The sequence below is a fragment of the Ferruginibacter profundus genome, from assembly GCF_054783275.1.
In genome coordinates this window covers 1,427,712-1,450,508 of sequence record NZ_BAAGQW010000002.1, presented here as the reverse complement: position 1 = coordinate 1,450,508, position 22,797 = coordinate 1,427,712, and the positions used below count along the sequence as shown (strand labels likewise).

The following is a 22,797-nucleotide window of genomic DNA, read 5'->3' as shown; positions in this document are numbered from 1 at the left end:
CCATGAACCATTAAACCAGACACAAACACACAAATACATACAATTATGAATCACGAACAACCCATCATTGTAGGCCTGGATATCGGCACCACAAAGATTGCTGCTATCGCCGGTCGCAAAAATGAATACGGCAAACTGGAGATACTCGGTTTTGGCCGTGCCAATAGTAACGGTGTACAACACGGCATGGTGTTGAACATCGATCAAACCATCAAAGCCATTGAAATGGCATTAAAGAATTGCTACGACAGTAACCCTAATTTAGAAATAGGAGAAGTGTATGTAGGTATTGCTGGCCATCATATAAAAAGTTTACAAACCCGTGGTGATATTGTGCGCCAGGCAGTAGAAGATGAGATCAGCCAGGGAGAAATTGACCGCCTGATCGCAGATCAGTATCGTACCTATATTCCTGCAGGTGACCAGATCATTGATGTTATTCCACAGGAATTTACCGTGGATAATTTTCAGAATATCCCTAACCCCATCGGGTACAGTGGTGTAAAAGTGGGGGCTAATTTCCATATTATAACAGGCGATAAAAATGCCATTCGTAATATCAATCGCAGTGTGGAGAAAGCTGGTTTGCAAACCAAAGATTTGGTATTGCAACCCTTAGCTTCTGCAGCAGCAGTAATGTGCGACCAGGACCTGGAAGCCGGTGTTGCTATTGTGGATATTGGTGGTGGTACCACCGATCTTGCTGTTTTTTACGAAGGTATTTTAAAGCATACTGCGGTTATCCCTTTCGGTGGTGAAAATATTACCAACGATATTAAAACCGGTTTGGGTGTTTTAAAAACACAGGCCGAGCAAATGAAAGTGCAGTTTGGCAGTGCCTTAAGCGATGAAGCAAAATCAAATGCATTTATCACTATACCAGGATTGCGTGGTATGGCGCCAAAAGAAATTTCTGTAAAGAATTTAGCGGCAATCATACAGGCACGTATGAGTGAGATCATGGATTTTGTAACCTATCATTTAAAACAGGTTGGTTTAGATACCAGGATGTTAAATGGTGGTATCATCTTAACCGGTGGTGGATCCCAGTTAAAACATTTAATTCAGTTAACAGAATATGTTACCGGGTTGAATGCAAGGATTGGTTATCCCAACGAACACCTGGCATCGGGCCATATTGATGAATTGGCTAAGCCGATGTACAGCACCTGTATTGGTTTAATATTAAAAGGCTACAACGACTACGAAAATAAAAACAAACAGTTTGAAGAAACTTTCAGAAAAGTAGAAGTGCCGGAAAGCCTGCAACAGCAACCGGTTGATGAGGTATTAGATGTGACAGCCGATGAAATTAAACCGGTAAAAACAAAACAACGTAAAACATTAAAAGGCTTTATGGACGGATTTAAAAACGGCCTGATAGATTTATTTAAAGAAGAAGAAGACGCTAAATTATAATGACGTGAATGGTGAATAGTGATTGGTGAATGAGCAATGCTGTACTAGTTACAGCATAATAAACAGGAACATTCACTATTTGCAAATTCGATATATACAAGTACTAACCCACAAATAAACGATTATGATACATTTTGATTTGCCAAAAGAACAGTCTTCCATCATTAAGGTGATAGGTGTTGGCGGGGGAGGCAGTAATGCAGTAAACCACATGTTCTCACAAAATATTGAAGGCGTAAACTTCATTATTTGTAATACCGATGCGCAAGCTATTTCGCAGAGTAAAGTGCCTAACAAAATTCAGCTGGGCCCACACCTTACACAGGGTTTAGGTGCAGGCGCTAATCCTGCCATTGGCAGGCAGGCCACCGAAGAAAGTCTGGAAGAAATAAAACGCATACTGGAAGTAAATACCAAGATGGCTTTTATCACTGCCGGTATGGGTGGTGGTACAGGTACAGGTGGTGCGCCTATTCTTGCAAAAATCTGTAAAGATTTAGGCATACTTACGGTTGGTATTGTTACCACGCCTTTTGCTTATGAAGGAAAGAAAAGAATTGCACAGGCAGAAGAAGGTATTATGCTGTTGAAAAATCATGTGGATACTTTATTGGTGATCAGTAATGATAAACTCCGTCACCAGTTTGGTAATTTAAAAATGAAGGAAGCTTTTGCTAAAGCCGACAATGTTTTGGCTACAGCAGCAAAATGTATCACTGATGTTATTAATAGTACCGGCCAGATCAATGTGGATTTTGCCGATGTATGCACAGTAATGAGTAATGGTGGTGTGGCTATTTTGGGTAGTGCATCTGCCGCAGGCGAAAACAGGGCACAGCTGGCTATTGAAAATGCATTGAACTCTCCGTTGCTGAATGATAACGATATCCGTGGTGCAAAATGGATATTGATCAATATCAATTCTGCCGAAGGCGAGCATGAATTTACCATGGATGAAGTGGAAGTGATTCAGAATTATTTATTGAGTAATGCAGGAGAGGATACAGATGTGATATTAGGCCTGGGGTACGATAATACTTTAGGCAGCGAGATAGGCATTACACTAATAGCTACAGGTTTTGAACATAAAGATCCGTTTGAAAAGAAAACAGAGGTAGTGGAAGAAGAAAAGAAAACAGATAAAATTGTAATGCAACTGGAGATGCCGGTGAAAGAGCAGCCTGTTAGCAAAATGATGAAACCTGTACATCAACCTACCTTACAATTTGATGAAAAAGAAGAAGAACAGGCTATTGCAGAAATTAGCGAAACACCTGTAATGCAGGTGATGGAAGATGAAATGATGCCAAAATTAATTGAAACAAAAATTGAACAAACAAAAGTGGAATTACCACGTAAAACTACTGGGGAAAAAATTGAAGAAGCGCCAGTGTTTTTTGAAATATCTTCGGCCGCAGATCAAACACCTGTAGTGGCGTTTGATATACCCACAACTCCGGTACCCGCAGAAAAACCCGTTAGCAAAACCAGCGTTCAAACAAATATTTCAGCAACGAATAAAGAAGCTAGCAATGCCCCTTCGTCGGGGGTTAAATTGGCAAAGCCATCACAGATCTATGTGGAGGAACAGCCTAAACCAGAATCCAATTCTACCGAGGAGCTACCGCCAATGCAGTTAACAATAAAGGCCGACGAACCTGAAATTGAAATGCAACTGGTGGTTAAATCCCATCAAGCGGCGGAGGAAGAGCAACTTGTACAACAAACTCAGCCCATCATGATGTCTGATGTTGAGGAGCCTGCACCGCAGGACGAAACAGAAGAACTCAGGCGCCGGGCTATGGAACGCATTGCGAAGCTGCGTAATTTGTCATTCAACATCAATGCAGCCGATCCGAATAATGAGTTTGAAACGGTGCCAGCTTACCTTCGCCGCAATATGGAATTACATAATTCCATTGCAGACGTAGAAAATTTTTACAGTAATTATACTGTAAAGTCCGACGATAATAACCAGGCAGAGATCAGTACTATCAACACCTTTTTAGAAGGAAAGAAACCCGATTAATATTTTTTGCTTTGTGAGGTTACTCACAGGGTATTATATACGAAGTTTTGTATTTGGTATGTTTGTGTGGCCCCCCGATGTATCGGGGGGCTGTTTGTTTTAGCAGGTTGTTACCGCTTTATCATCTTATCCTTTATTATATCACCCATCACTTTCTCTCTTAAATTCTGGCTAATGGCGATCTTTTCAATACCCATATCCAGCGTATTGCCCTCTATACTTTTTATTTTGTGCAGGTTTACAATAAATGATTTGTGTACTTTTATAAAGATACCGGCCGGTAATTGATCTTCTAAACTTTTTATAGTGATATACACCATCAGCTTTTTTGAAGTGGTGTACAGCATTACATAATTCAGCATTGCTTCTGCATACACCAGCTCGTTATAAAATATTTTTTCAATCTGGTTATTACATTTAATAAAAAAGTGGTCGTTGATAGTAGCAGCTTGTTCAGTGGCGGCACTTTTTAATACAATGGCTTCCCTGGCTTTATTACAGGCTTTTAAAAAGCGATTGAAAGCAATCGGCTTTACCAGGTAATCCAGTACATCCAACCCGTATGCTTCTACGGCATAGTCAGAATAGGCTGTGGTAATGATGATTTGTGCTTTAAGTGTTGCCGTTTTTAAAAAATCAATGCCATTTATCCTGGGCATATTGATATCCAGAAAAATAAGGTCAATACTATCTCTTTCCAGCAAGGGTATTGCTTTCAATGGCGATTCTGCCTGCCCTGTTAATTCCAGGTAATCGATCTCTTCAATAAATTCCTGTAATATTTTTCTTGCCACAGGCTCATCATCGATGATAATACATTTCAGTTTCATGACAGGTCTATATTTAAATGGGTTTCGTAAATAGTATCGCTGTTTGTAATAAAGAGCTCATGTTTTCCCGGGTATAGTAATGCCAGTCGTCTTTTTAAATTACTGATACCGATGCCGCCGGAATTTGCAACTGTTGTATGGTGCAGTATTTCTTTGGTGTTAGCAAAAAAGGTTTTTAGTTTTTTATTCTCAACACTAATGGCAATGCTGATCGTATTTTCTTTTTCTGTACAACTGCTCACAAATTTAAAGGCATTTTCTATAAGCACTATTAACAGAAGCGGAGCGATGGTTAACCCCGGCTCAATAGCAACGATATCAATGGTTACAATTAAGCGTTCGTCTTTACGCAACCGATGAAAGGCAATATAATTTTTTATATACGCTATCTCTTTTTCCAATGCAATTTTTTCTGCACTGCAATCATAAAGCTGGTAGCGGAGTAATTCAGAAAATTGCAATAAAATATTCCTGGCAGCCTGGTTGTTCTTATCAATAGACCCATACACGGTATTCAATGAATTAAACAATGCATGCGGATTGATTTGCGCCTTTAAATAATCCAGTTCATTTTTTATGCGTTCCTTTTCCAGTAATTCCAGTTGTTGCTGCGTTTGAATGTGGTCGATCAGCATTTTACCAAGCGTAACCAGCAGTACCCAGAATGATATGTTGAATATAGAGTTGACGAACAGGGTGGCAAAATCAATTGCCGTGGCGGGATGAAAATAATGCAGGTTCATTTGCATGGCAACTAATGTTCGTAGCCATCCGGAAAATGTAATGAGCGCAATTAAGGCAATAACAAAAAAAATGTATTTCTTTTTTTGCAGCAATTGAGGCACGATACAATTACTGATAGCATAATAATCGGCGGTAATAAAGATTAAATAGCAAAATTCAATGGTCATTGTTTTGGTTACAGCAACTGAGTAGCTCCTGAAAACAACGACCCAGAACAAATACAGCGCCGCCCAAAAGATGCAATGATATATGATAGCCTTTGTTTTCACAATAAATATTTGTCAAAGGTAATCAGCACCTCCAGGTTTTATAATTTTTTACATTATGCAGGCAAAAATCCTGATAAACGGGCATTTAATCAGGTAAAATGAGTAGATACTGTAAATGTTTTGTGATAAAGCTGGCAACGCATGATGTTTGCGTCATCTATTTACATTTAAAGATTTTAGTCATGAAAAAAATGATCAATTGGTTTCTGCATCCGCCTGTAACAGGCCCATCTTCTATAGCAATTATCCGCCTGATGGCGGGCAGCGTGTTTTTTTGGGAAGGTATTTTAAAATTCGTTTACGTAAACCAGGGCGTGGGCAGGTTTACCAAATTAGGTTTTGCATTCCCCGAAACTACGGCCCATATAATAGCCTTCGGCGAAATTATTGGCGGCATATTATTAATAGCAGGTTTATTCACAAGAATTACCTCCTTTTATTTTATTATACAAATGATAGTAGCAGTACTTACCACAAAAATTGCATTGTATTTGGGTACCAGCCCGTTGCCTTTGCCACCGGCACCGCCAAAAGTGGGTATATGGGCCGTACTACATGAAATACGCTCGGATTATGCTCAAATACTTTGTTGCCTTTTTCTTTTGATTGAAGGCGCAGGGAGAAGGTCGCTTGATTTTGTGATCGCCACATCAAAAAAAGTATACAGTATGAGTTGACAGCGTGTATATGTGATTGTTAGTAATACACTGGTTTTAGCTCGTTTTAAAACAATCCGCATATTATTTTGTAAAATACACAGCAGAAACAGCGGTAAACTTAAGTAGCGTTCAGGTAAATGTGTGAATTATGCAAGTATTTCAAAATATTGTATAAGAACCGGATACAATTATTGTGATACCTTACTCATTAACCTTATATGTTTATGAGTAAAGCTTCCCAGGGCATCAGCAACCAAACCACCATGGCTGATAAAAGGCCTGCTGCAATCCATGCTACCGGCAATCTTAGTCACCTTGCATTTGATAATGTGGCACAGGCCAATGTTATAATTGTAGTTAGCACCGGTAAAATAATAATGGTGAATAATGCCTGCAGCAAACTGCTGGGCTATTCTAAAAAAGAATTACTTACTAAAAAGCGGGCAGATATTTTTGATATTAAAGAGCACAGTTTTAAAAAAATGCTGAAGCAAAGAACTGCTGAAGGCCAATCCAAAGCCATGGTATTTGCTATAAAAAAAAGTGGCAAGCCGTTACCCTGCGAAATTACTTCTGCTGTTTTTATAGGAGAAAATGGTCTTGAAAAATCGATCACCACTATTACAGATGTAACAGAACGTTTGCTGGATCAAAAAAACATTGATAGCCGTAAAGCAAAAGTTGTGGCCGAGGATATTGAACTGGTAGCCATGAAACAAAAAGCGATAGATGTGAAAAAGGAAAAAACAGTGGCGGATAATATCGTCATCGCAAAATCAAAGCAGAAAGCAATAGATGTGAAAAATGAAAAAATAGTGGCGGATAATATTGTTATTGCAAAATCGAAACAAAAAAATATTGACGCGAAAAAACAAAAAATTGTTGACGATAATATTGCTGAAGCACTGGCAAAAGCGGATGCTATGCTGGCGGAAAATAATGAATGGATAAAATATATTGCTCAATCCTCTTACGACGTAATGTGGGATTGGGATACTACTACAGGGCAGATCTATGTGGGTGATAGTATTGCGGAAGTATTTGGCTATAAGCTAAAGAATAATACAATGGCCTTCAGTGATTTTTGCAGTTGCCTCGTTAAAGAAGAAAAAGAAGCGGTGGAACATAAATTATCGGAGGCTGTTGCTTCGGGCAGCAAAACCTGGGATGATAGTTTTATGTTTAAACGCCGTGATGGCTCAATAGCTGCTACCATAAGCAGGGCAAGTATTGTAAGAGATGATGAAGGGAAAGCCATACGTTTAATAGGCGCCATACAGGACGTGAGCAGTGTGCAGGACCTGGAAAAAAAGCTGCAGGAACAAATTGCCATACACGAACAAGACAGCAAAAAATTTTTACTGGCTGCCAGGCTTTCTTTTGATGTGATATGGGATTGGAACTTAACCACTAATGATGTATTTATTGGCGAAGGTTTTGAAGAATTGTTTGGCTACCATATTGAAAATAATAAAGGCAATATGATCACCGACTGGAGTAATTACCTGCATCCGGAGGATAAAAAAATAATTGAACAGGAATTACACCAGGCTATTATTTCTTACACTACGCATTGGGAGCATGCCTATCGGGTTACAAGGGCCAATGGTTCTGTTGCAAAAGTATTTGTAAGGGCAAGTATTATCAGGGATGCATCAGGTAAAGCTTATCGCATGATTGGTGCCATGCAGGACCTTAGCCGCCAGAAAGAACTGGAAGACAAACTGGATCACGAAATAAGGCTGAAGGAAAAACAAATTACAGATGCTACAGAAGATGCCAAAGAAATGGAACGTTCCAATATTGGTAAAGAACTGCATGATAATATTAACCAGTTACTGGGTGCATCAAGAATGTATCTTGAAATGGCAAAAAAAGGAGGGCCTAATACAGCAATGTACTTAAGCCGTTCTTCTGAGTATACGCTTACAGCCATTGAAGAAATAAGAAGGTTAAGTAAAGGACTTTCTACAGATATTATTAAAAATCTCGGGCTTCGTGCAGCCATCGAAAATATTGCAGACGATACCATGGAAGTAAGTTCATTAAAAATAAAATGTGCACTATATTCTTTTAACGAAAAAAGCGTGCATGAAAAACTCAAGCTGAATATTTTCAGGATTGTACAGGAGCAACTGAATAATATTATCAAGCATGCAAAGGCTAAAAAAATCACCATCAAACTGCTGCAAAATAAAAAAATGGTACAGCTTGCCATTATTGATGATGGAGTTGGATTTGATATTTTAAAAAAGCAAGACGGTATCGGGGTGGATAATATTAAAAGCCGTGCGGCAATGTATAACGGTACAGCCGATTTTGCTTCTCAGCCAGGCAAGGGGTGTGAGTTAAAAGTAGCTTTTCCTGTTATGGGGTGATTTTAAAATGGCGTGCTGCCTTTTTTTCAATTCTTCATCCGGTGCTGCAAGTTATAAACATAGTCAGGGTGGTTTTTTGCTGAAGAAGCACCCGGTCAAACTGCTATATTTTCCCTGCTCCTGGGCTACCTGGGCAGTATATGGTGTGCAGCCTGCAAAAAACACCGCCGCTGTATTGCTTTCTGTAGTAAAACAGGTAGCCGGCCGGGCGTTCTTAAAACAAAAATAATCCGCCTCTTATATTCATTTTCAATCTACATTTGTAGCTGTTTTTTAAAAACGGCTTACTATACAGCAATGAAACCGCCGGTAGTACGTTGTTAAGGATTACGGTACTGTTTGCCAGCAGGCCATAATGCCGGAATGATGCAGGTTGCCTATCTTGCGCCGCCATTCTTTATGAACGTTAAAATTTTTTGAAGTGTCCAAACATGTTAACAAGGTTACCGCAGCAGGATTAATTGTTGCCCTGGGAATTATTTACGGCGATATCGGTACCTCCCCGCTTTATGTATTCAGTGAAATTATCAATGGTAAAAAAATTGAACCGCTGCTGATCATTGGCGGCCTTTCCTGTATAATATGGACGCTGACTTTGCAGACCACCATTAAGTATGTGGCACTTACATTAAGGGCCGATAACCGGGGAGAAGGTGGTATCTTCTCTTTATATACATTGGTGCGCAGGCAAAAAAAATGGCTGGTAATTCCTGCTATGATCGGCGGTGCCGCCTTGCTTGCAGATGGTATGATCACACCGCCCATCTCAGTAGCTTCTGCAGTAGAAGGTATGAAGAATATTCCGGGGCTGGAAAATATCACGGAGCAAACTATCATTTTAATTATCCTGGGTATACTTACGGTATTATTTTTTATGCAGCAGTTTGGTACCGCCAGCATTGGTAAAATGTTTGGCCCCATCATGCTGATATGGTTTATGATGCTGGCCATTCTGGGCCTATCGCATATCTCCGATGAATGGGGAATTTTAAAAGCCTTCAACCCTTATTATGCTATCGATATTTTAGTCACCTACCCCAAGGGTTTCTGGCTATTGGGGGCCGTGTTTTTATGTACCACGGGTGCCGAGGCATTGTACAGCGATCTTGGGCACACCGGCAGGGCCAATATCCGTTATACCTGGGTATTTGTAAAGATCTGCCTGATATTAAATTACCTGGGCCAGGGCGCATGGTTGCTGCATAACGAAGGTAAAATATATGCTACCAGCGACCTGGTAAAAAAGATACCCGGTGCCATTGCTATGAAAAATCCTTTTTTTGAAGTAATGCCCGAGTGGTTTTTGGTAACGGGAATTATCATTGCCACCGCTGCCGCTATTATTGCCAGCCAGGCATTGATCAGCGGTTCGTTTACTTTGATCAGTGAAGCGATACGCCTTAACCTGTGGCCAAAAATGAAGATCATTTATCCTACTGAAGCAAAAGGGCAGTTGTTTATACCGGGTATCAATACTTTATTATTTGCAGGTTGTGTGGGCATCGTATTATACTTTCAAACATCCAGTGCCATGGGTGCGGCTTATGGTTTGGCCATCACCTTGTGTATGTTAGCCACCACTATTTTATTTTCCAATTACATGATCTCCCGAAGGGTGAAGCCCATACTCATCTATTTATTCCTGTCAGTTTTTTTAACCATCGAGATCAGTTTCTTAATTGCCAACTTAGATAAATTCCCTCATGGCGGGTATGTTACTTTAGTTGTAGGCGGTGGTTTATTTGCAGTAATGTATGTTTGGTACAGGGCCCGTAAAATTAAAAACCGTTACGTGGAGTTTGTAAGGCTGGAAGAATATATTCCTAAACTGGAAGAGTTGAGTAACGATGTTACCGTACCCAAATATGCCACGCATTTGGTGTACTTGACCAGTGCTAATAACCCTAAAGAAATTGAACATAAAATTATTTACAGCATACTAAGTGGTAAACCCAAACGTGCCGACATTTACTGGTTTGTGCACGTGGATACCTTAGATGATCCTTATACGTCTGAATATTCGGTAGAGCATATTATTCCCAATGATATCATCCGTGTGGAATTCCGCCTTGGTTTCAGGATTGCGCCAAGAATTAATCTGATGTTTAAAAAAGTGGTGGAAGACCTGGTAGCCAATCGTGAAGTGAATGTAACCAGCCGTTACGAAAGTCAGCAACGTAATAATGTAACCGGCGATTTTCAATTTGTGGTAATGGAGAAATTTTTATCGCAGGATAATGAATTGCCTTTCTTTGAAAAACTGATCATGCGGTTGTACTTCTGGGTAAAAGAAGTATCGCTGAGCGAAGAAAAAGGTTTTGGGCTGGAACAAAGTAAAGTGCAGGTAGAAAAATTTCCGCTGATAGTGGCGCCGGTGAGTAAATTGAAACTGACAAGAATTTATACCGACGAAGAGGAAGAAGACTATGCATCATAAATAACGGTTGTTATTGTATAAAAGCTACCGTATGTTCTTAATACCGGTTGTATTACTTTTAATTGCGTTGGTAGTTATAGGTGCCCGGTATCTATTTGCTAACATGGGCATTTATCTGCCACCTGCTGTATACAGGATATTAATGGGCATTCATCTTTTCCTGTTACTGCTTTTTATTTCTACTTTTATACTTGCGCCCTTTAATATTTACTGGAGGGGATATCGATCCACCAGTATCATTTTTATTGCAACTGCCATTACAGGTTTGTTATGTGTGTGGTGGTATAAGGGAAGACCATTTGGTATTTTTATGGTACTGGTATTTGTGCAAACAGTTTTTGCTACAGCTGTTATTTTTGATATTACGTACAATACTGAAAAAACAGTGTTTTACAATGATGATAAATACAGGGTAGAATATGTACGGCGTTTTATGTCAAAATTCGAAAGCCTGCCCGACCTGTTTATAAAAAAAGGGCTATTTGAAGAGAAAATTGTACTGAGTGATAAATATGAGGTTGGTGATATGGAGCTGTTTGCGGGGAACATAAAAAAAGTTGTGATAACCGAAAAATCTCCACAAAAAATCAATATGGAAATTACTTATACAGTGGATACAGTAAAGGTTAAAAAAGAGGTGCTTACAGTGGAGGTGGATTTAGATCAGTAAGCTTTAATACAAACAATTATGCAATCAATAACAGCAACGGCGCTCTCTCAAAAAATTAATAGCAAAGAAGATCTTCAACTGATAGATGTAAGAGAGCCGGAAGAACATGAAGAATTCAATATTGGCGGAGAACTGATTCCGCTGGGAGAAATTGTACAGCAGGTAGAAAAAATTGCTACTGATAAACCTGTAATTATCTATTGCCGCAAAGGCATCCGCAGCCAGATCGCTATTCAAAGGCTGCAGGAAAAATATCCTTTTACCAACCTGTTTAATCTTATAGGCGGTACTGAGGGATGGAAGAAAGCATTTGCTGTTTAAAGTCTGCTGTTTGCGATGTTGAATAGAATGACTAATTTAACACTCGGCATTTAACCATAAAACATCAACCATCAACTAAACCTTGCTTCACATTATTCTCTATATCATTGCAGGTATTGTGGTACTTTCTGTGGTTATTTATTTTGCGCAGGAAAAATTTATTTTTAAACCGGAAAAGCTACGGCAGGATTTTATTTACAAATACGATGCCCCCTTCAGGGAATTATTTTTTGATGTGGAAGAAGGGGTACGGATAAATGGCTTACATTTTTATACAGAAAATCCTTCGGGCCTTATTTTATATTTTCATGGCAATAGCCGCAGCATAAAAGGCTGGGCAAAATATGCCAAAGATTTCTACCGCTATAAATATGATGTGGTGCTGGTGGATTACCGTGGTTTCGGCAAAAGCACCGGCAAGCGCAACGAAAAAGATATGCTGAATGATATGCAGTTTGTGTATGATACGCTTACTAAAACCTATCCGCAAAATCACCTGGTTATATATGGCAGAAGTTTAGGCAGCGGTTTTGCCGCAAAGCTGGCGGCAGATAATACCCCACGCTATTTAATTTTAGACGCACCGTATTTTAGTTTTAAAAAAACCATTGAACGTTTTTTACCCATACTGCCGGTGAAATATATTTTACGTTTTCACTTGCGTACCGATAAGTGGTTACCAAAAGTAAATTGCCATACATACATTTTACACGGCACCAGGGATTTCTTAATTCCCATCAGTAACAGTGAAAAATTGCAGCAACTCAACCCAAGAAAAATTACATTGATAAGGATACATGGCGGCAAACACAATAACCTGCCCACTTTTCCGGAATACCATAATTTTATCAGGGACATTTTGCAGGTGTGACAAAGGGGAGCAGTAAAAAAGGGAATAGGGGAAGAGCTGCAAGGGATAAGTATTCTACTGGTTGTAGCTTGCTTGCCCCTTGGGCTTTTCCCTTGTAGCTTCTCTTTCCCTTACTTTTGTATAATGAAGAAGAAAAAAGGCTTCCGTTGGTTAAAAATAATGGTACTGCTGTACTTCGTAATTGGTACGGCCATGTTTTTTTTACAGGAATTTATTTTATTCAAACCGGAAAAACTGGCTGCCGGCCATCTGTTTCATTTTAGTGTACCCTTTAGCGAAATAAAGATTCCTTTTAATGAAACTGATACCATGAGCATGGTAAAATTTTTTCCCGCTGATTCAGTAAGAAAAGGAGTGGTAGTATATTTTCATGGCAACAAACAAAATATTGAACGCTATGCAAAATTTGTAAATGTCTTTACTAAAAGCGGTTATGAAGTGTGGATGGAGGATTATCCCGGGTATGGAAAAAGTACCGGAACAATAACCGAAGAAAAATTATACCGGCAGGCATTGGAAGTACAACGCATGGCATTGAGCAGGTTTGGTAAAGACAGTGTTATTTTATATGGTAAATCACTGGGCTCGGGCATTGCTGCTTATGTAGCGTCGCAAACAGGTTGTAAAAGGTTAATTCTTGAAACACCCTACTATAGCATTCCTGATGTATTTGCAGCCTATGCTTTTATGTATCCTACGCAAAGTATGATCAGCTATAAAATTCCTACCAATAAATATCTGCAACAGGCTAAATATCCCGTTACCATTTTTCATGGTACCAACGATTGGGTAATACCATACCGTTGTGCATCAAAATTAAAAACTGTTTTAAAACCAACGGATGAATTTATAACCATCGAAGGCGGTACACATCATAACCTGGCCGGTTTTGATCTGTATAAACAAAAGCTGGATAGCTTATTGAAAAATTAATTTAATCACCGCCGCCACAGCCGCCGCATCCTCCTCCGCCGCAACCGCTACCACCACAACTGCTGCCGCAACCGCTGCTGCAGCCTGCCGAACCATCGCCTGAATATCTTTTTTCCTTTGCACTAAACGAATGGAATACATTTTTTAATACACTGTACTCTGCAAAACCTGCAATGGCTGCAGCGCCTAAAATGGTAAAGTTGTTAATTACGTTACTGCTTTGCCCGTAACTGTTTTGTTCGTCCCAGTAAACACCCAGGTGTTGCCTTACTGTTTTGGTATAAGAAAAGTACTGCAAAATTGCCAGTGCAATAAAACCGAATGCCCCCATTTCAAATACCAGCAGGCCTACCGGTTTATCATTGGCCATGCCTTGTAAAAACCTTGCAAAGCCAACCAGTAAAACAATACCGGGAACGATCAGTTTTAAATAATCCACTTTTTTAGAAAGCCGGTGCAATCGTTCCAGGCCGGGGTGCAAAACGGTATCCCTGTCAATCAATCCCAAACCTTCATTGTAAGTAAAAATGTCATCCTCATTAAATTGCTGCATCAATGGCTGCAACAGCGGATTATCATCTCCTTCAGCAACATACATTTTTGGCCTTGCAATTTTGTAATCGTTGCCACTGGTTTGTATAATACCTCTTCTTAACAGATCTACCAATGCTGTTTGGTAACAACGATGATTACCGTATAAAAACCGGGCCACCTGGTAAGCTGTAAATTTTTGCGGAATATTATTCCCGACGATAGTTTTTAACCTGCTGTTTTTATGCAGTTGTGTTATTAATAATACCACTAACCCTGCAAGGGAAATAAAAAGATAGTAGCCTAAAAAATCTTGTCCTTTGGTATGAAAAAGATTGACACCTAAAATAAAAAGTACCAATACCGATGCAAAAAGAAAAAGCAGGCGCCTGAAAAAATCGGGTTCATAAATGTCTTCTTCTATCTCCGTTGTCATCTCGTTGCCAGGGGGCCAGATATCCTGCGGCGGCTTACTGTTAAATTGCTGTTCATACAATAGTAACGTTGCCACATACCAGTTTTCGTGCTTTTCTTTCTCACCAGTACCACCTTTGCTGGGGTGATGATGAATTTCTTTTGATAAAGTGTTCTTACAAAACCGGTTCCAGTAATTATCGGTGTAGGTAAGGTGCAGGTGCCATACTTCATCTACAATTGCAGAAGGCGATGCGCCGGTGGGAGAGATGCAGCAGAGAAAAATAAATTTTTTGTACTCTTCAATTGCCCTGTTGGTAAAAGTGGTTGTCCAGTTGTTTTGGTGTGCTAATTTTCGGGAAAAGGGGAAAGCAGATGCAGGGTCATCAAGCTGAAAGTTTCGGATTTTTTCCCACAACTCCTGTTGTGAAAGTTGGTTCATTTTTCACAAAATTATAATGATGAAAGAGCGGTTGCCAAATTTTTCATGTTACCAAATTGTTGTCATTTTTCTTTTAACTGTACCAATTTGCCATTAACTTTTAATTCGTAGCTCACGCCCACTTTCAGCGCATAGTTTTCTTTGCCATGACTTACAGGAAAATTAAAGCAAACCGGGTAATCGTATTCCGCAATAATTTCCCTGATCGCTTCATACACCGTTTTTCCAAAAGGCCGTTCAGTATCTTTCATATCGGTAAAACCACCAACGATCAACCCAGCCAGTGTATCCAGTTTACCGCTGCGTTTAAGCTGGTACAGCATGCGGTCGATATTATAAATGTATTCACCGATATCTTCAATAAATAAAATTTTGTTTTTGGTATTGATATCAGATGGAGTGCCGGTTAAGTGCGCCAGCAAAGAGAGGTTACCACCTACCAATTCACCACCGGTAATTCCCGTGGTGTTAAATTCATGTGGCGCCGCTTTATACGTAGCTTTTTTTCCTGCAATAGCTTTTTGTAAAGACCGTATGAATTCATTTTTGTATTCCCCGTCATTAAATGCCGCTGCCATTGGAGCATGTAAAGAAGCAATTTTTAAGTTGGTATAAATATGACTGTGCAAAACAGTAATATCGCTGAATCCTATTATCCATTTAGGGTTTTTCTTGAACTTAGTAAAATCCAATGTGTCAATTATCCTGCCCATACCATATCCTCCACGGCCGCATAAAATAGCGTTGATATTTTTATCATCCAGCATCGCCTGCAATTCATCTCTTCGCTCTTCATCAGTAGCAGAAAAATAATTTACAGAACTGCTGCCCAGTGTTTTACCCACCATTACCTGGTATCCCCACTGTTGTAAAACATCAATACAGGTCTGTGCTTTTTCTGCAGCCATATAACCAGCGGGGCAGGTAATACCAATGGTGTCGCCTTTTTTTAAATAGGGAGGAATTTTTGCCATGTGTAAATTTTATGCAAAGTATTATAAAATGCGGAATGATTTTTGGGTAAATTTACAAATCCAAAACTTACTTATGCGTTTATTACTCCTTATCTTCTTACTATCATCTATCATATTCAGTGTTAGTGCTCAACCATGCCAGGGGCCGGGGAGAACAGCAACTTCTGCAACTGCTGTTTGTGGCACTTTGACTTTTAGTCAAAAAGATCTTACTACTTGCACAGGGCAACTTATTCCTAATCCAACCGCTGGCTGTGGCAATATTGTAACTTCTGATAACGCAGCATGGTATAAATTTCATTGTTATCAAACCGGTACACTTGGTTTTTTGCTTACCCCCTTGGGAGTAGGGGATGATTTTGATTGGGAGATTATGGATATAACAGGTCATGATCCCAATGATGTATTTCTGATGGAGTTAAGGGTATCATTAAATTTAAGCGGACAAACCGGGCCTACTGGTTGCACACCTGCCGGAACACTTAATGTGCATTGTGCTGGTGGTGCAGCAGGCACTCAATTTAATGCAATGCCCACTATAACAACCGGACATGATTATATTTTAATGGTAAACAATTATTCTAATACAGGTTTGGGTTACGATATTACTTTTTCCGGTTCTGCAGTATTAAACAACAATACACCTCCAACTATTACTAGCGTTGGGATAGTAGGTTGCGATGCTTCTAAAATAAAAGTTACTTTTTCTGAAGATATTTTGTGTAGTACTATATCCCCGTTAACAGGTACGGAGTTTAGTATAACAACAGGCACTCATCCTATAGCTGCCCTTGTATCCGATTGTAATATTGGCGCTAACGGAATTCCTTATATCACCATTAATCTTCAAACTGCGTTAACCCCGGGGAATTACCAATTAAATATTGGTACCGGTATAGATGGAAATACTTTAGAAAATGCATGTACAACAGAGATGTTGCCCACATCAATACCTTTTACTGTTGCGGCAATTACACCTGCTGCAGTAAACACTATAACCCATACCGGTTGTGCACCAACGGTATTAGATGTAAAACTTGACAAACCCGTATTGTGTAATACAATAACTTTCTCTGGCTCCAACAGTGAGTTTACTATTCAACCCGGAAATATCCCTGTCACATCGGTGCAAGGCGTTTGCACGGGTACTAACCCAATAGCCGACCTGATTCATATTAATCTCACCAATCCATTACCATTTGGTAATTATCAACTGGTAATTAATGCTGGTCCCGACGGTAATACTTTTATTGACACCTGCGGCCTTCAGGTCGTGGCAACTACTATCCCTTTTACTATCAATCAAACCACCGTAGCACCGGCAATTCAATCTGTTGTTTTTGATGAATGTCATCCCGATAAACTGGTGGTAAATTTTGACAGGCCTGTGATGTGTTCCACCATATCACCTGCTGCCAATGAATTTTCAATAACACCAGGTGCATTGCCCATTAGCAATGTAAACTACACCTGTGGCGGTGTTGGCAATTATATTACACAAGCCGTTCTTACTTTGCAAAATCCTTTGCCTGCCGGCAATTTTGCAGTTACCATTGTTCCCGGTACTGATGGCACCACATTAGCAGACACCTGTTTTGCCTTTATGGCCAATGGTGCCAACAAAACATTTGTAACCACAAAAGCACCGGCACCAAAATTTGATTCGGTACAATTTGATAAATGCAATCCTTCTTTTGTAAAATTATTTTACAGCAATGCTATCAGGTGTTCGTCAGTAAATGCTAATGGTAGCGGCTACAGTATTACCGGCCCTTCTGCAGTAAATATTACGGGTGCGGTTACCGATGGCAACTGTGGTACTTTAGGCTATACCAAATGGGTACAACTACAGTTTGCGCAACCGGTAAATGTTTTTGGTAATTATGTAGTACATAACGGCGGAGGTATCACTGATACCTGCAGTGCGGTGCAGAATATTACGGAAACCATTGCATTCAATGCATTGGTAAAACCTTCGGCAGCATTTACCAGCCAGGTAAAATTTGGCTGTACAACGGATACGGTTATTTTATCACATGCCGGTGGTAATGGTATCAATTCGTGGACATGGTTATTTCCTGATGGTTCAACTGCAACAGGACAAACTGTTACAAAACTTTTTCCTGTTACAACAGCATCACTTACTATACAATTAACCGTAGATAATGGTTCCTGCAGCGATGTGATCAGCCAGGCTGTTACGTTAGGCAATTCATTTAAAGCAGCATTTGCCATCACGCCAAAAGATACCACCTGCATCAATACCCCTGTAAATTTTACCAATAATTCTAACGGAACCAACCTGCAATATGTATGGTTGTTTGGAGACAATACACAGTTTGCAGGGCAAACGCCTCCTGCGCATACATATACCAGCAACAACACCTACAATATCAAATTGGTGGCTATGGATACTTATGGCTGTGCAGATACAGCAGGCACAGTTTTGGAAGTAGTGGCGGCCGCCACCATGGATTTTACAGGCCTGGCACCGCAATACTGTTCGGATAAATCGATGACACTTACCAAAGTGGCCAGCGCCAATATTTTAACCTATACCTGGAATGATGGTGATGGTATGACCGTACAGGATAAACCTTCGGTACTGTTTACTTACCCTAACCAGGGCGTTTACACGATAACACTTACCGGAACAGATAAATTTTGTGGCAGTACAGTAGCCAGTAAACAGGTGCAGATATATGCTGTACCTAAACTTAATTTAGGTAACGATACCATACTATGTCCTGCTACAACATTGCAGATAGGCCCTGCGGCCATTACCGGGTATACTTATTTATGGAGCAATGGTGCAACCACTTCGCAGATAATGACAGATATGACTACTGCCAGTTATTCTTTGCAGGTAGATAATAATGGTTGCAAGGCTTCAGACGCCATATCTGTAAAAGTGTTGACCGCCTGCCTGATAATGGTACCCAATGCATTTACACCCAACAATGATGGTAATAATGACAGGCTTAAACCTACCAATGCAGACCTTGCAAAAGAGTTTTCGTTTAAAGTATATAACCGCTATGGGCAGTTGATCTATGCCACTAACAATCCTGCCGAAGGCTGGGATGGTACCCGTAAAGGTGTGCGGTCTGAAGCCGGTACTTATGTCTGGCAACTGAGTTATGTTGATCCATGGAATGGAAAGAAAGTAGTGCAGAACGGTACCAGTATTTTATTGCGTTAAGATCATGTACACTTTTGCTAAAGAAGTCAGGCCTTTAAGGCTTGACTTCTTTTTTGCAGTTTGAAATATACGATAGTAGAAACTATTTTATGCTTTCCTCTAATGAAACGGAAGATGTATTTACTGTAAGTTTATGTTTGATGCCGCATTTCAATGCAACATTATTTTTTTGATGCCCTACCGGAAAATCGAAAATGACGGGATAGTTGTACTCTTTTATTTTTTCTAAAACAATATCGTAAATATTTTTTCCAAATTCATCTGCAACATCTTCGGCAGGTTTTATTTTAAAGCCACCGATGATCAATGCTTTAAGCTTGCTTAACTTTCCGGTACGTTTCAGGTTCCAGAACATGCGGTCGATACTGTATAAATATTCGCCGGTATCTTCTGCAAATAAAATTTTACCATCGGTAGTAATATCACTTTTGCTGCCGGCCAATGTTTCCAGCGTTTTTAAATTGCCGCCAATTAAAATGCCTTCTGCAATACCGGTCTTATTGGCTTCGTTGGGTACAGCAGTGTATTTCATTCTTTCTCCTGATAAACATTTTTGTATCGATTCAATAGTTTCAATCTGTACAGGTTCGGCCCTGCCCCAGTCTGCAGGAAAACTATTACACATTTTAGAATGGATAGAGGCGATACCGAAATTTTTATTGAGGTGCGAATGTATTACCGTGATATCACTGAAGCCGATGATCCATTTGGGGTGTACTGCAAATTTTTTAAAATCGATACCGTCAATGATTCGTACGGCACCATAGCCGCCTCTTGCACACATAATTGCTTTGATGGTTTTATCATCGAGCATTTGTTGCAGGTCCTGCCGGCGCTCTTCATCGGTGCCGCCAAACGTAAAATCTTTTTTGCCCACAGTGCTGCCGATCTTTATGGAATAACCCCATTCCTGCATTTTAAGTACCGCAGGCTGAATATCTTCCAGGGTAATAAAACCGGCAGGGCAGGTAATGCCAATGGTATCGCCTTTTTTTAAATAAGCAGGCACTTTAAGGGGCGTATCCGGCTCGTCAATAATTGGCGCATTGCCTGCTGCAGTTAATACGGCACCCAATGGAATGATAGAAGAAAGAAAATGTTTGCGGTTCATTATTCTAATGTACAGTTATTTATTAAAAAAACTGATCTGGGTGCCTGCCAATATTTATTTAAAAAATTACCCAACCCTTTTTTGTTACTACACAGTTATATATATTACATGAACCAACTTTTACCTAAAAAGCGATTCTTGAGTATAAACCCTGATATACTGATAAAAGGCTGCCAAAACAACGATCTGCAATGCCAGCAACAATTGTATAAATTATGTTATCCTGATATGATAAAGATATGTTACCGTTATGCCAGAGATGCTGACGGCGCCGGTACTATTTATAACAATGCTATGCTGAAGGTTTTTAAAGGCATCGGAACTTATAAAGAAGAGGGGAGATTAATGGGGTGGGTGAAAACCATTGTGGTGCATTGCTGTATCGATTTTTGTAAACAGCAACATTCTTTTAGTCCGTTTGATGCTTATAAATACGAAGAAGAAACAAGCATTAACCCTGAAGTATTTAATACCGTTTCCGGTAAAGAAATTCAGCAACTGATAAAACAATTACCCGGCGCTACAGCAATGGTGTTTAACCTGTACGTATATGAAGGCTTTACGCACAAACAGATTGGCGAACAACTGGGCATAAGCGATGGTACCAGCAAATGGCATGTAAGCGAAGCCAAAAAATTATTAAAACCTAAACTTGAAAAATTTACTCAAACAGAATTAAAAACCAATGCAGCAGGATAATAACCATATTGAAAATAATTTAAGGCAACTGGAGAATAAACAACTGCCCGACCTTAGCCAGATGGATGCTCACTGGCAGCAAATGCAGGCTGTACTGGCGCCAGATGCCATTACGCCACAGAAAAAATCGTTCTTTAATGACACGGTAAAAAAATTATTGTTTGCGGCCGGTATTATAGCAATTGCACTGGTAGCATATTTTGTGAACTTTAAAAATAATGCGGATCATAAAAATGAATGGGTAAATAATACAGAAGCAGAAAAAGCTAATGTTAAACAGCCGGCAACGCAACCTTTTGATACTGCAGCAAAAAAAATAACGCCGGTGACTGCCGCAAATATTCCAGCCCGGCAAATGCAGCATAAAGCAAATAGTATTTTTGCCACGGGAGATTCTTTGGCGCCGGATACTGCAGTAACCCCCGATTTTTTCAATGACATGACTGCCGTTGCAAATGATAACAAAATGTCGCTAGATAATTTTTATAGCATCATAAAAAAACCGGTACAGGAATTTATTATTGAAGCGGCCAAAGGTGGCGAGATCAACTGTAATGCAGGTACAAAATTTTCTATACCGCCTGCAGCTTTTTATGATGCCAATGGAAAACTGGCAAGCGGAGAAATAAAAATATGTGTTGAAGAATTTTATTCTTATGCTGATATGATTGCTGCCAACCTGGTCACCATGTCTGATGGCAACCAATTGGTAACAGGGGGTATGGTGAAGATAACCGCTTCAAAAGATAGTGTTGAACTGGAGCTGCGTAACAACAAGACAATAAATCTTTCTATGCCTGCCAGGTATTATGATGCAGAAATGGAATTGTTTTATGGCGAAAAAAATACAGGCAATGTAAAATATGCGGTTAATGCAGAGCAGGCAACTGCCAGTTACAGAAAACGGGTTAACTGGAGAGTGGCAGGATTACAAAACCGTTACCCGGCATTTGATGGTAAAACCAATGTGATGGTGTTTGATGATAAACCGTATAAAGTACACAATACATTCAGGGTAATTGGTAAATTTAATATTCCTTTAGAGTCGCCTTACACCGAAGACGAAGCCAAAGCAATTTTGCAGGAAAAATATGGTGGTTATTACGATAAAATAAAAGTAAGAAAGGTGAATAAGAATTTTGTGCGCCATGGTTTATTTGGCAAACGGGTTACTTATGACCCCCGTATTGTTACCGGAGATTCAATCAGAATGACAGTGGCAGAGGCATTGCGACTGGGGCACATACAAAAAGCAGACAGTTTGTTTTATGCCAAAAAAACAATTGCCGATAGCCTGTTGTTTGTAAAGAAAATTTATTCGCAGCGGTTTAATGGTAATCTGACTAACCCGGTATGGGTACTCAACCTGAATAGGGACACTATCGCAGGAATGGAGTACAGGATTGACAGCAAAATTAATTCAGATTCCCTTCAAAAGTTGTACGAGGCAAGAATTAAAACAGAAGAGCGCTATAATTTTACAGTGAAAAATATGGGCTGGATAAACTGCGACAAATTTTATAGATACGACAACAAAACTGATTTTGTACTTAACCTGCCGGCTGATGTAGAGGCCGATAAATTTGTGACGCAAATTGTGTTTACCAGTATTCGCTCTGTTATGCCCGGGCAATTTTATAAAAATAAAATAGGTTTTATGAACATTCCGGCCAATATGCCTGTTTATGTGGTTGGGCTGGGAGAAAGAAATGGTAAAGTAGTATCATTCATGCAGCCACTTAAAACAAGTGCCAATGATGTATCTATTACTTCTCTTGATGAAACCACTCCCGAAGCATTTAAAGAAAAATTAAAACAACTTGATCTATAGAAAAATTTAGACGAACAATCTTTGAGGTGTAAT

General features: G+C 39.7%; 17 protein-coding genes. 12 read left to right on the top strand and 5 right to left on the bottom strand.

Features of this window, described 5'->3' with window-relative positions; translation table 11 throughout:
* The first annotated feature begins 45 nt into the window (after window positions 1-45).
* Window positions 46-1,419 (top strand): cell division protein FtsA, encoded by a 1,374-nt coding sequence (ftsA, locus tag ACYVM0_RS16275; protein WP_460558583.1) that lies wholly within the window; start codon window positions 46-48, stop codon window positions 1,417-1,419.
* Between the two features lie 124 nt (window positions 1,420-1,543).
* Window positions 1,544-3,448: a cell division protein FtsZ gene (gene ftsZ / locus ACYVM0_RS16270; protein WP_460558581.1), complete on the top strand. Its 1,905-nt coding sequence runs from the start codon at window positions 1,544-1,546 to the stop codon at window positions 3,446-3,448.
* Between the two features lie 110 nt (window positions 3,449-3,558).
* Here the strand turns inward: ftsZ and ACYVM0_RS16265 are convergent, their stop codons facing one another.
* Together ACYVM0_RS16265 and ACYVM0_RS16260 are read right to left on the bottom strand one after the other, a co-directional pair.
* Window positions 3,559-4,278, bottom strand: a complete 720-nt coding sequence (locus tag ACYVM0_RS16265; protein ID WP_460558579.1) for a LytR/AlgR family response regulator transcription factor — start codon at window positions 4,276-4,278, stop codon at window positions 3,559-3,561.
* Window positions 4,275-5,189: a sensor histidine kinase gene (locus tag ACYVM0_RS16260; RefSeq protein WP_460558577.1), complete on the bottom strand. Its 915-nt coding sequence runs from the start codon at window positions 5,187-5,189 to the stop codon at window positions 4,275-4,277. The genes ACYVM0_RS16265 and ACYVM0_RS16260 overlap by 4 nt, the downstream gene beginning before the upstream one ends.
* Before the next feature lie 200 nt (window positions 5,190-5,389).
* Between ACYVM0_RS16260 and ACYVM0_RS16255 the strand changes: the two genes are divergently transcribed.
* The 7 genes from ACYVM0_RS16255 to ACYVM0_RS16225 all read left to right on the top strand — a co-directional run bounded on the left by ACYVM0_RS16255 (window position 5,390) and on the right by ACYVM0_RS16225 (window position 13,560).
* A complete protein-coding gene (locus tag ACYVM0_RS16255; protein ID WP_460558575.1) occupies window positions 5,390-5,968 on the top strand; it encodes a DoxX family protein in 579 nt (192 codons plus the stop codon).
* 206 nt (window positions 5,969-6,174) lie between these two features.
* On the top strand, window positions 6,175-8,328 hold the full coding sequence (locus ACYVM0_RS16250) for a sensor histidine kinase (protein WP_460558573.1): 2,154 nt from the start codon (window positions 6,175-6,177) through the stop codon (window positions 8,326-8,328).
* A gap of 421 nt (window positions 8,329-8,749) precedes the next feature.
* Window positions 8,750-10,765 carry a KUP/HAK/KT family potassium transporter gene (locus ACYVM0_RS16245; RefSeq protein WP_460558571.1) on the top strand — a complete coding sequence of 672 codons (2,016 nt, stop codon included), beginning with the start codon at window positions 8,750-8,752 and terminating at the stop codon, window positions 10,763-10,765.
* A 31-nt stretch (window positions 10,766-10,796) separates the two neighbouring features.
* Entirely contained in the window at window positions 10,797-11,435 is a 639-nt protein-coding gene (locus ACYVM0_RS16240; protein ID WP_460558569.1) for a hypothetical protein, read from the top strand.
* A gap of 18 nt (window positions 11,436-11,453) precedes the next feature.
* Complete coding sequence (locus ACYVM0_RS16235; protein WP_460558567.1) at window positions 11,454-11,756, top strand: rhodanese-like domain-containing protein; 303 nt, start codon at window positions 11,454-11,456, stop codon at window positions 11,754-11,756.
* Window positions 11,757-11,838: 82 nt separating this feature from the next.
* The gene (locus ACYVM0_RS16230; RefSeq protein ID WP_460558565.1) at window positions 11,839-12,627 is read left to right on the top strand and encodes an alpha/beta hydrolase; all 789 of its coding nucleotides are present in this window, start codon (window positions 11,839-11,841) and stop codon (window positions 12,625-12,627) included.
* 123 nt (window positions 12,628-12,750) lie between these two features.
* A complete protein-coding gene (locus tag ACYVM0_RS16225) occupies window positions 12,751-13,560 on the top strand; it encodes an alpha/beta hydrolase (RefSeq protein ID WP_460558563.1) in 810 nt (269 codons plus the stop codon).
* 1 nt (window position 13,561) lies between these two features.
* Here the strand turns inward: ACYVM0_RS16225 and ACYVM0_RS16220 are convergent, their stop codons facing one another.
* Window positions 13,562-14,947 carry a TIGR04222 domain-containing membrane protein gene (locus ACYVM0_RS16220; RefSeq protein WP_460558561.1) on the bottom strand — a complete coding sequence of 462 codons (1,386 nt, stop codon included), beginning with the start codon at window positions 14,945-14,947 and terminating at the stop codon, window positions 13,562-13,564.
* A gap of 62 nt (window positions 14,948-15,009) precedes the next feature.
* Window positions 15,010-15,921, bottom strand: coding sequence for a S66 peptidase family protein (locus ACYVM0_RS16215; RefSeq protein ID WP_460558559.1), 912 nt, complete (start codon window positions 15,919-15,921; stop codon window positions 15,010-15,012).
* A 73-nt stretch (window positions 15,922-15,994) separates the two neighbouring features.
* On the opposite strand from ACYVM0_RS16215, the gene ACYVM0_RS16210 reads away from it, so the two are divergent.
* Window positions 15,995-19,123, top strand: a complete 3,129-nt coding sequence (locus tag ACYVM0_RS16210) for a PKD domain-containing protein (RefSeq protein WP_460558557.1) — start codon at window positions 15,995-15,997, stop codon at window positions 19,121-19,123.
* An 82-nt stretch (window positions 19,124-19,205) separates the two neighbouring features.
* Here ACYVM0_RS16210 and ACYVM0_RS16205 read toward each other — a convergent pair whose 3' ends face one another.
* Window positions 19,206-20,234, bottom strand: a complete 1,029-nt coding sequence (locus tag ACYVM0_RS16205; RefSeq protein ID WP_460558555.1) for a S66 peptidase family protein — start codon at window positions 20,232-20,234, stop codon at window positions 19,206-19,208.
* Window positions 20,235-20,372: 138 nt separating this feature from the next.
* Between ACYVM0_RS16205 and ACYVM0_RS16200 the strand changes: the two genes are divergently transcribed.
* Both ACYVM0_RS16200 and ACYVM0_RS16195 read left to right on the top strand, forming a co-directional pair.
* Entirely contained in the window at window positions 20,373-20,933 is a 561-nt protein-coding gene (locus ACYVM0_RS16200) for an RNA polymerase sigma factor (RefSeq protein WP_460558553.1), read from the top strand.
* On the top strand, window positions 20,920-22,764 hold the full coding sequence (locus ACYVM0_RS16195; protein WP_460558550.1) for a hypothetical protein: 1,845 nt from the start codon (window positions 20,920-20,922) through the stop codon (window positions 22,762-22,764). The genes ACYVM0_RS16200 and ACYVM0_RS16195 overlap by 14 nt, the downstream gene beginning before the upstream one ends.
* Window positions 22,765-22,797 lie beyond the last annotated feature (33 nt).

Excerpts from the sequence above, each read along its gene's own strand:
- ACYVM0_RS16225 (WP_460558563.1), top strand. The coding sequence starts at position 12,751 with ATGAAGAAGAAAAAAGGCTTCCGTTGGTTAAAAATAATGGTACTGCTG.
- ACYVM0_RS16250 (WP_460558573.1), top strand. The coding sequence starts at position 6,175 with ATGAGTAAAGCTTCCCAGGGCATCAGCAACCAAACCACCATGGCTGAT.
- ftsZ (WP_460558581.1), top strand. The coding sequence starts at position 1,544 with ATGATACATTTTGATTTGCCAAAAGAACAGTCTTCCATCATTAAGGTG.
- ACYVM0_RS16255 (WP_460558575.1), top strand. The coding sequence starts at position 5,390 with ATGAGTAGATACTGTAAATGTTTTGTGATAAAGCTGGCAACGCATGAT.
- ACYVM0_RS16235 (WP_460558567.1), top strand. The coding sequence starts at position 11,454 with ATGCAATCAATAACAGCAACGGCGCTCTCTCAAAAAATTAATAGCAAA.
- ftsA (WP_460558583.1), top strand. The coding sequence starts at position 46 with ATGAATCACGAACAACCCATCATTGTAGGCCTGGATATCGGCACCACA.
- ACYVM0_RS16205 (WP_460558555.1), bottom strand. The coding sequence starts at position 20,234 with ATGAACCGCAAACATTTTCTTTCTTCTATCATTCCATTGGGTGCCGTA.
- ACYVM0_RS16195 (WP_460558550.1), top strand. The coding sequence starts at position 20,920 with ATGCAGCAGGATAATAACCATATTGAAAATAATTTAAGGCAACTGGAG.
- ACYVM0_RS16215 (WP_460558559.1), bottom strand. The coding sequence starts at position 15,921 with ATGGCAAAAATTCCTCCCTATTTAAAAAAAGGCGACACCATTGGTATT.
- ACYVM0_RS16240 (WP_460558569.1), top strand. The coding sequence starts at position 10,797 with ATGTTCTTAATACCGGTTGTATTACTTTTAATTGCGTTGGTAGTTATA.
- ACYVM0_RS16260 (WP_460558577.1), bottom strand. The coding sequence starts at position 5,189 with ATGACCATTGAATTTTGCTATTTAATCTTTATTACCGCCGATTATTAT.
- ACYVM0_RS16265 (WP_460558579.1), bottom strand. The coding sequence starts at position 4,278 with ATGAAACTGAAATGTATTATCATCGATGATGAGCCTGTGGCAAGAAAA.
- ACYVM0_RS16210 (WP_460558557.1), top strand. The coding sequence starts at position 15,995 with ATGCGTTTATTACTCCTTATCTTCTTACTATCATCTATCATATTCAGT.
- ACYVM0_RS16220 (WP_460558561.1), bottom strand. The coding sequence starts at position 14,947 with ATGAACCAACTTTCACAACAGGAGTTGTGGGAAAAAATCCGAAACTTT.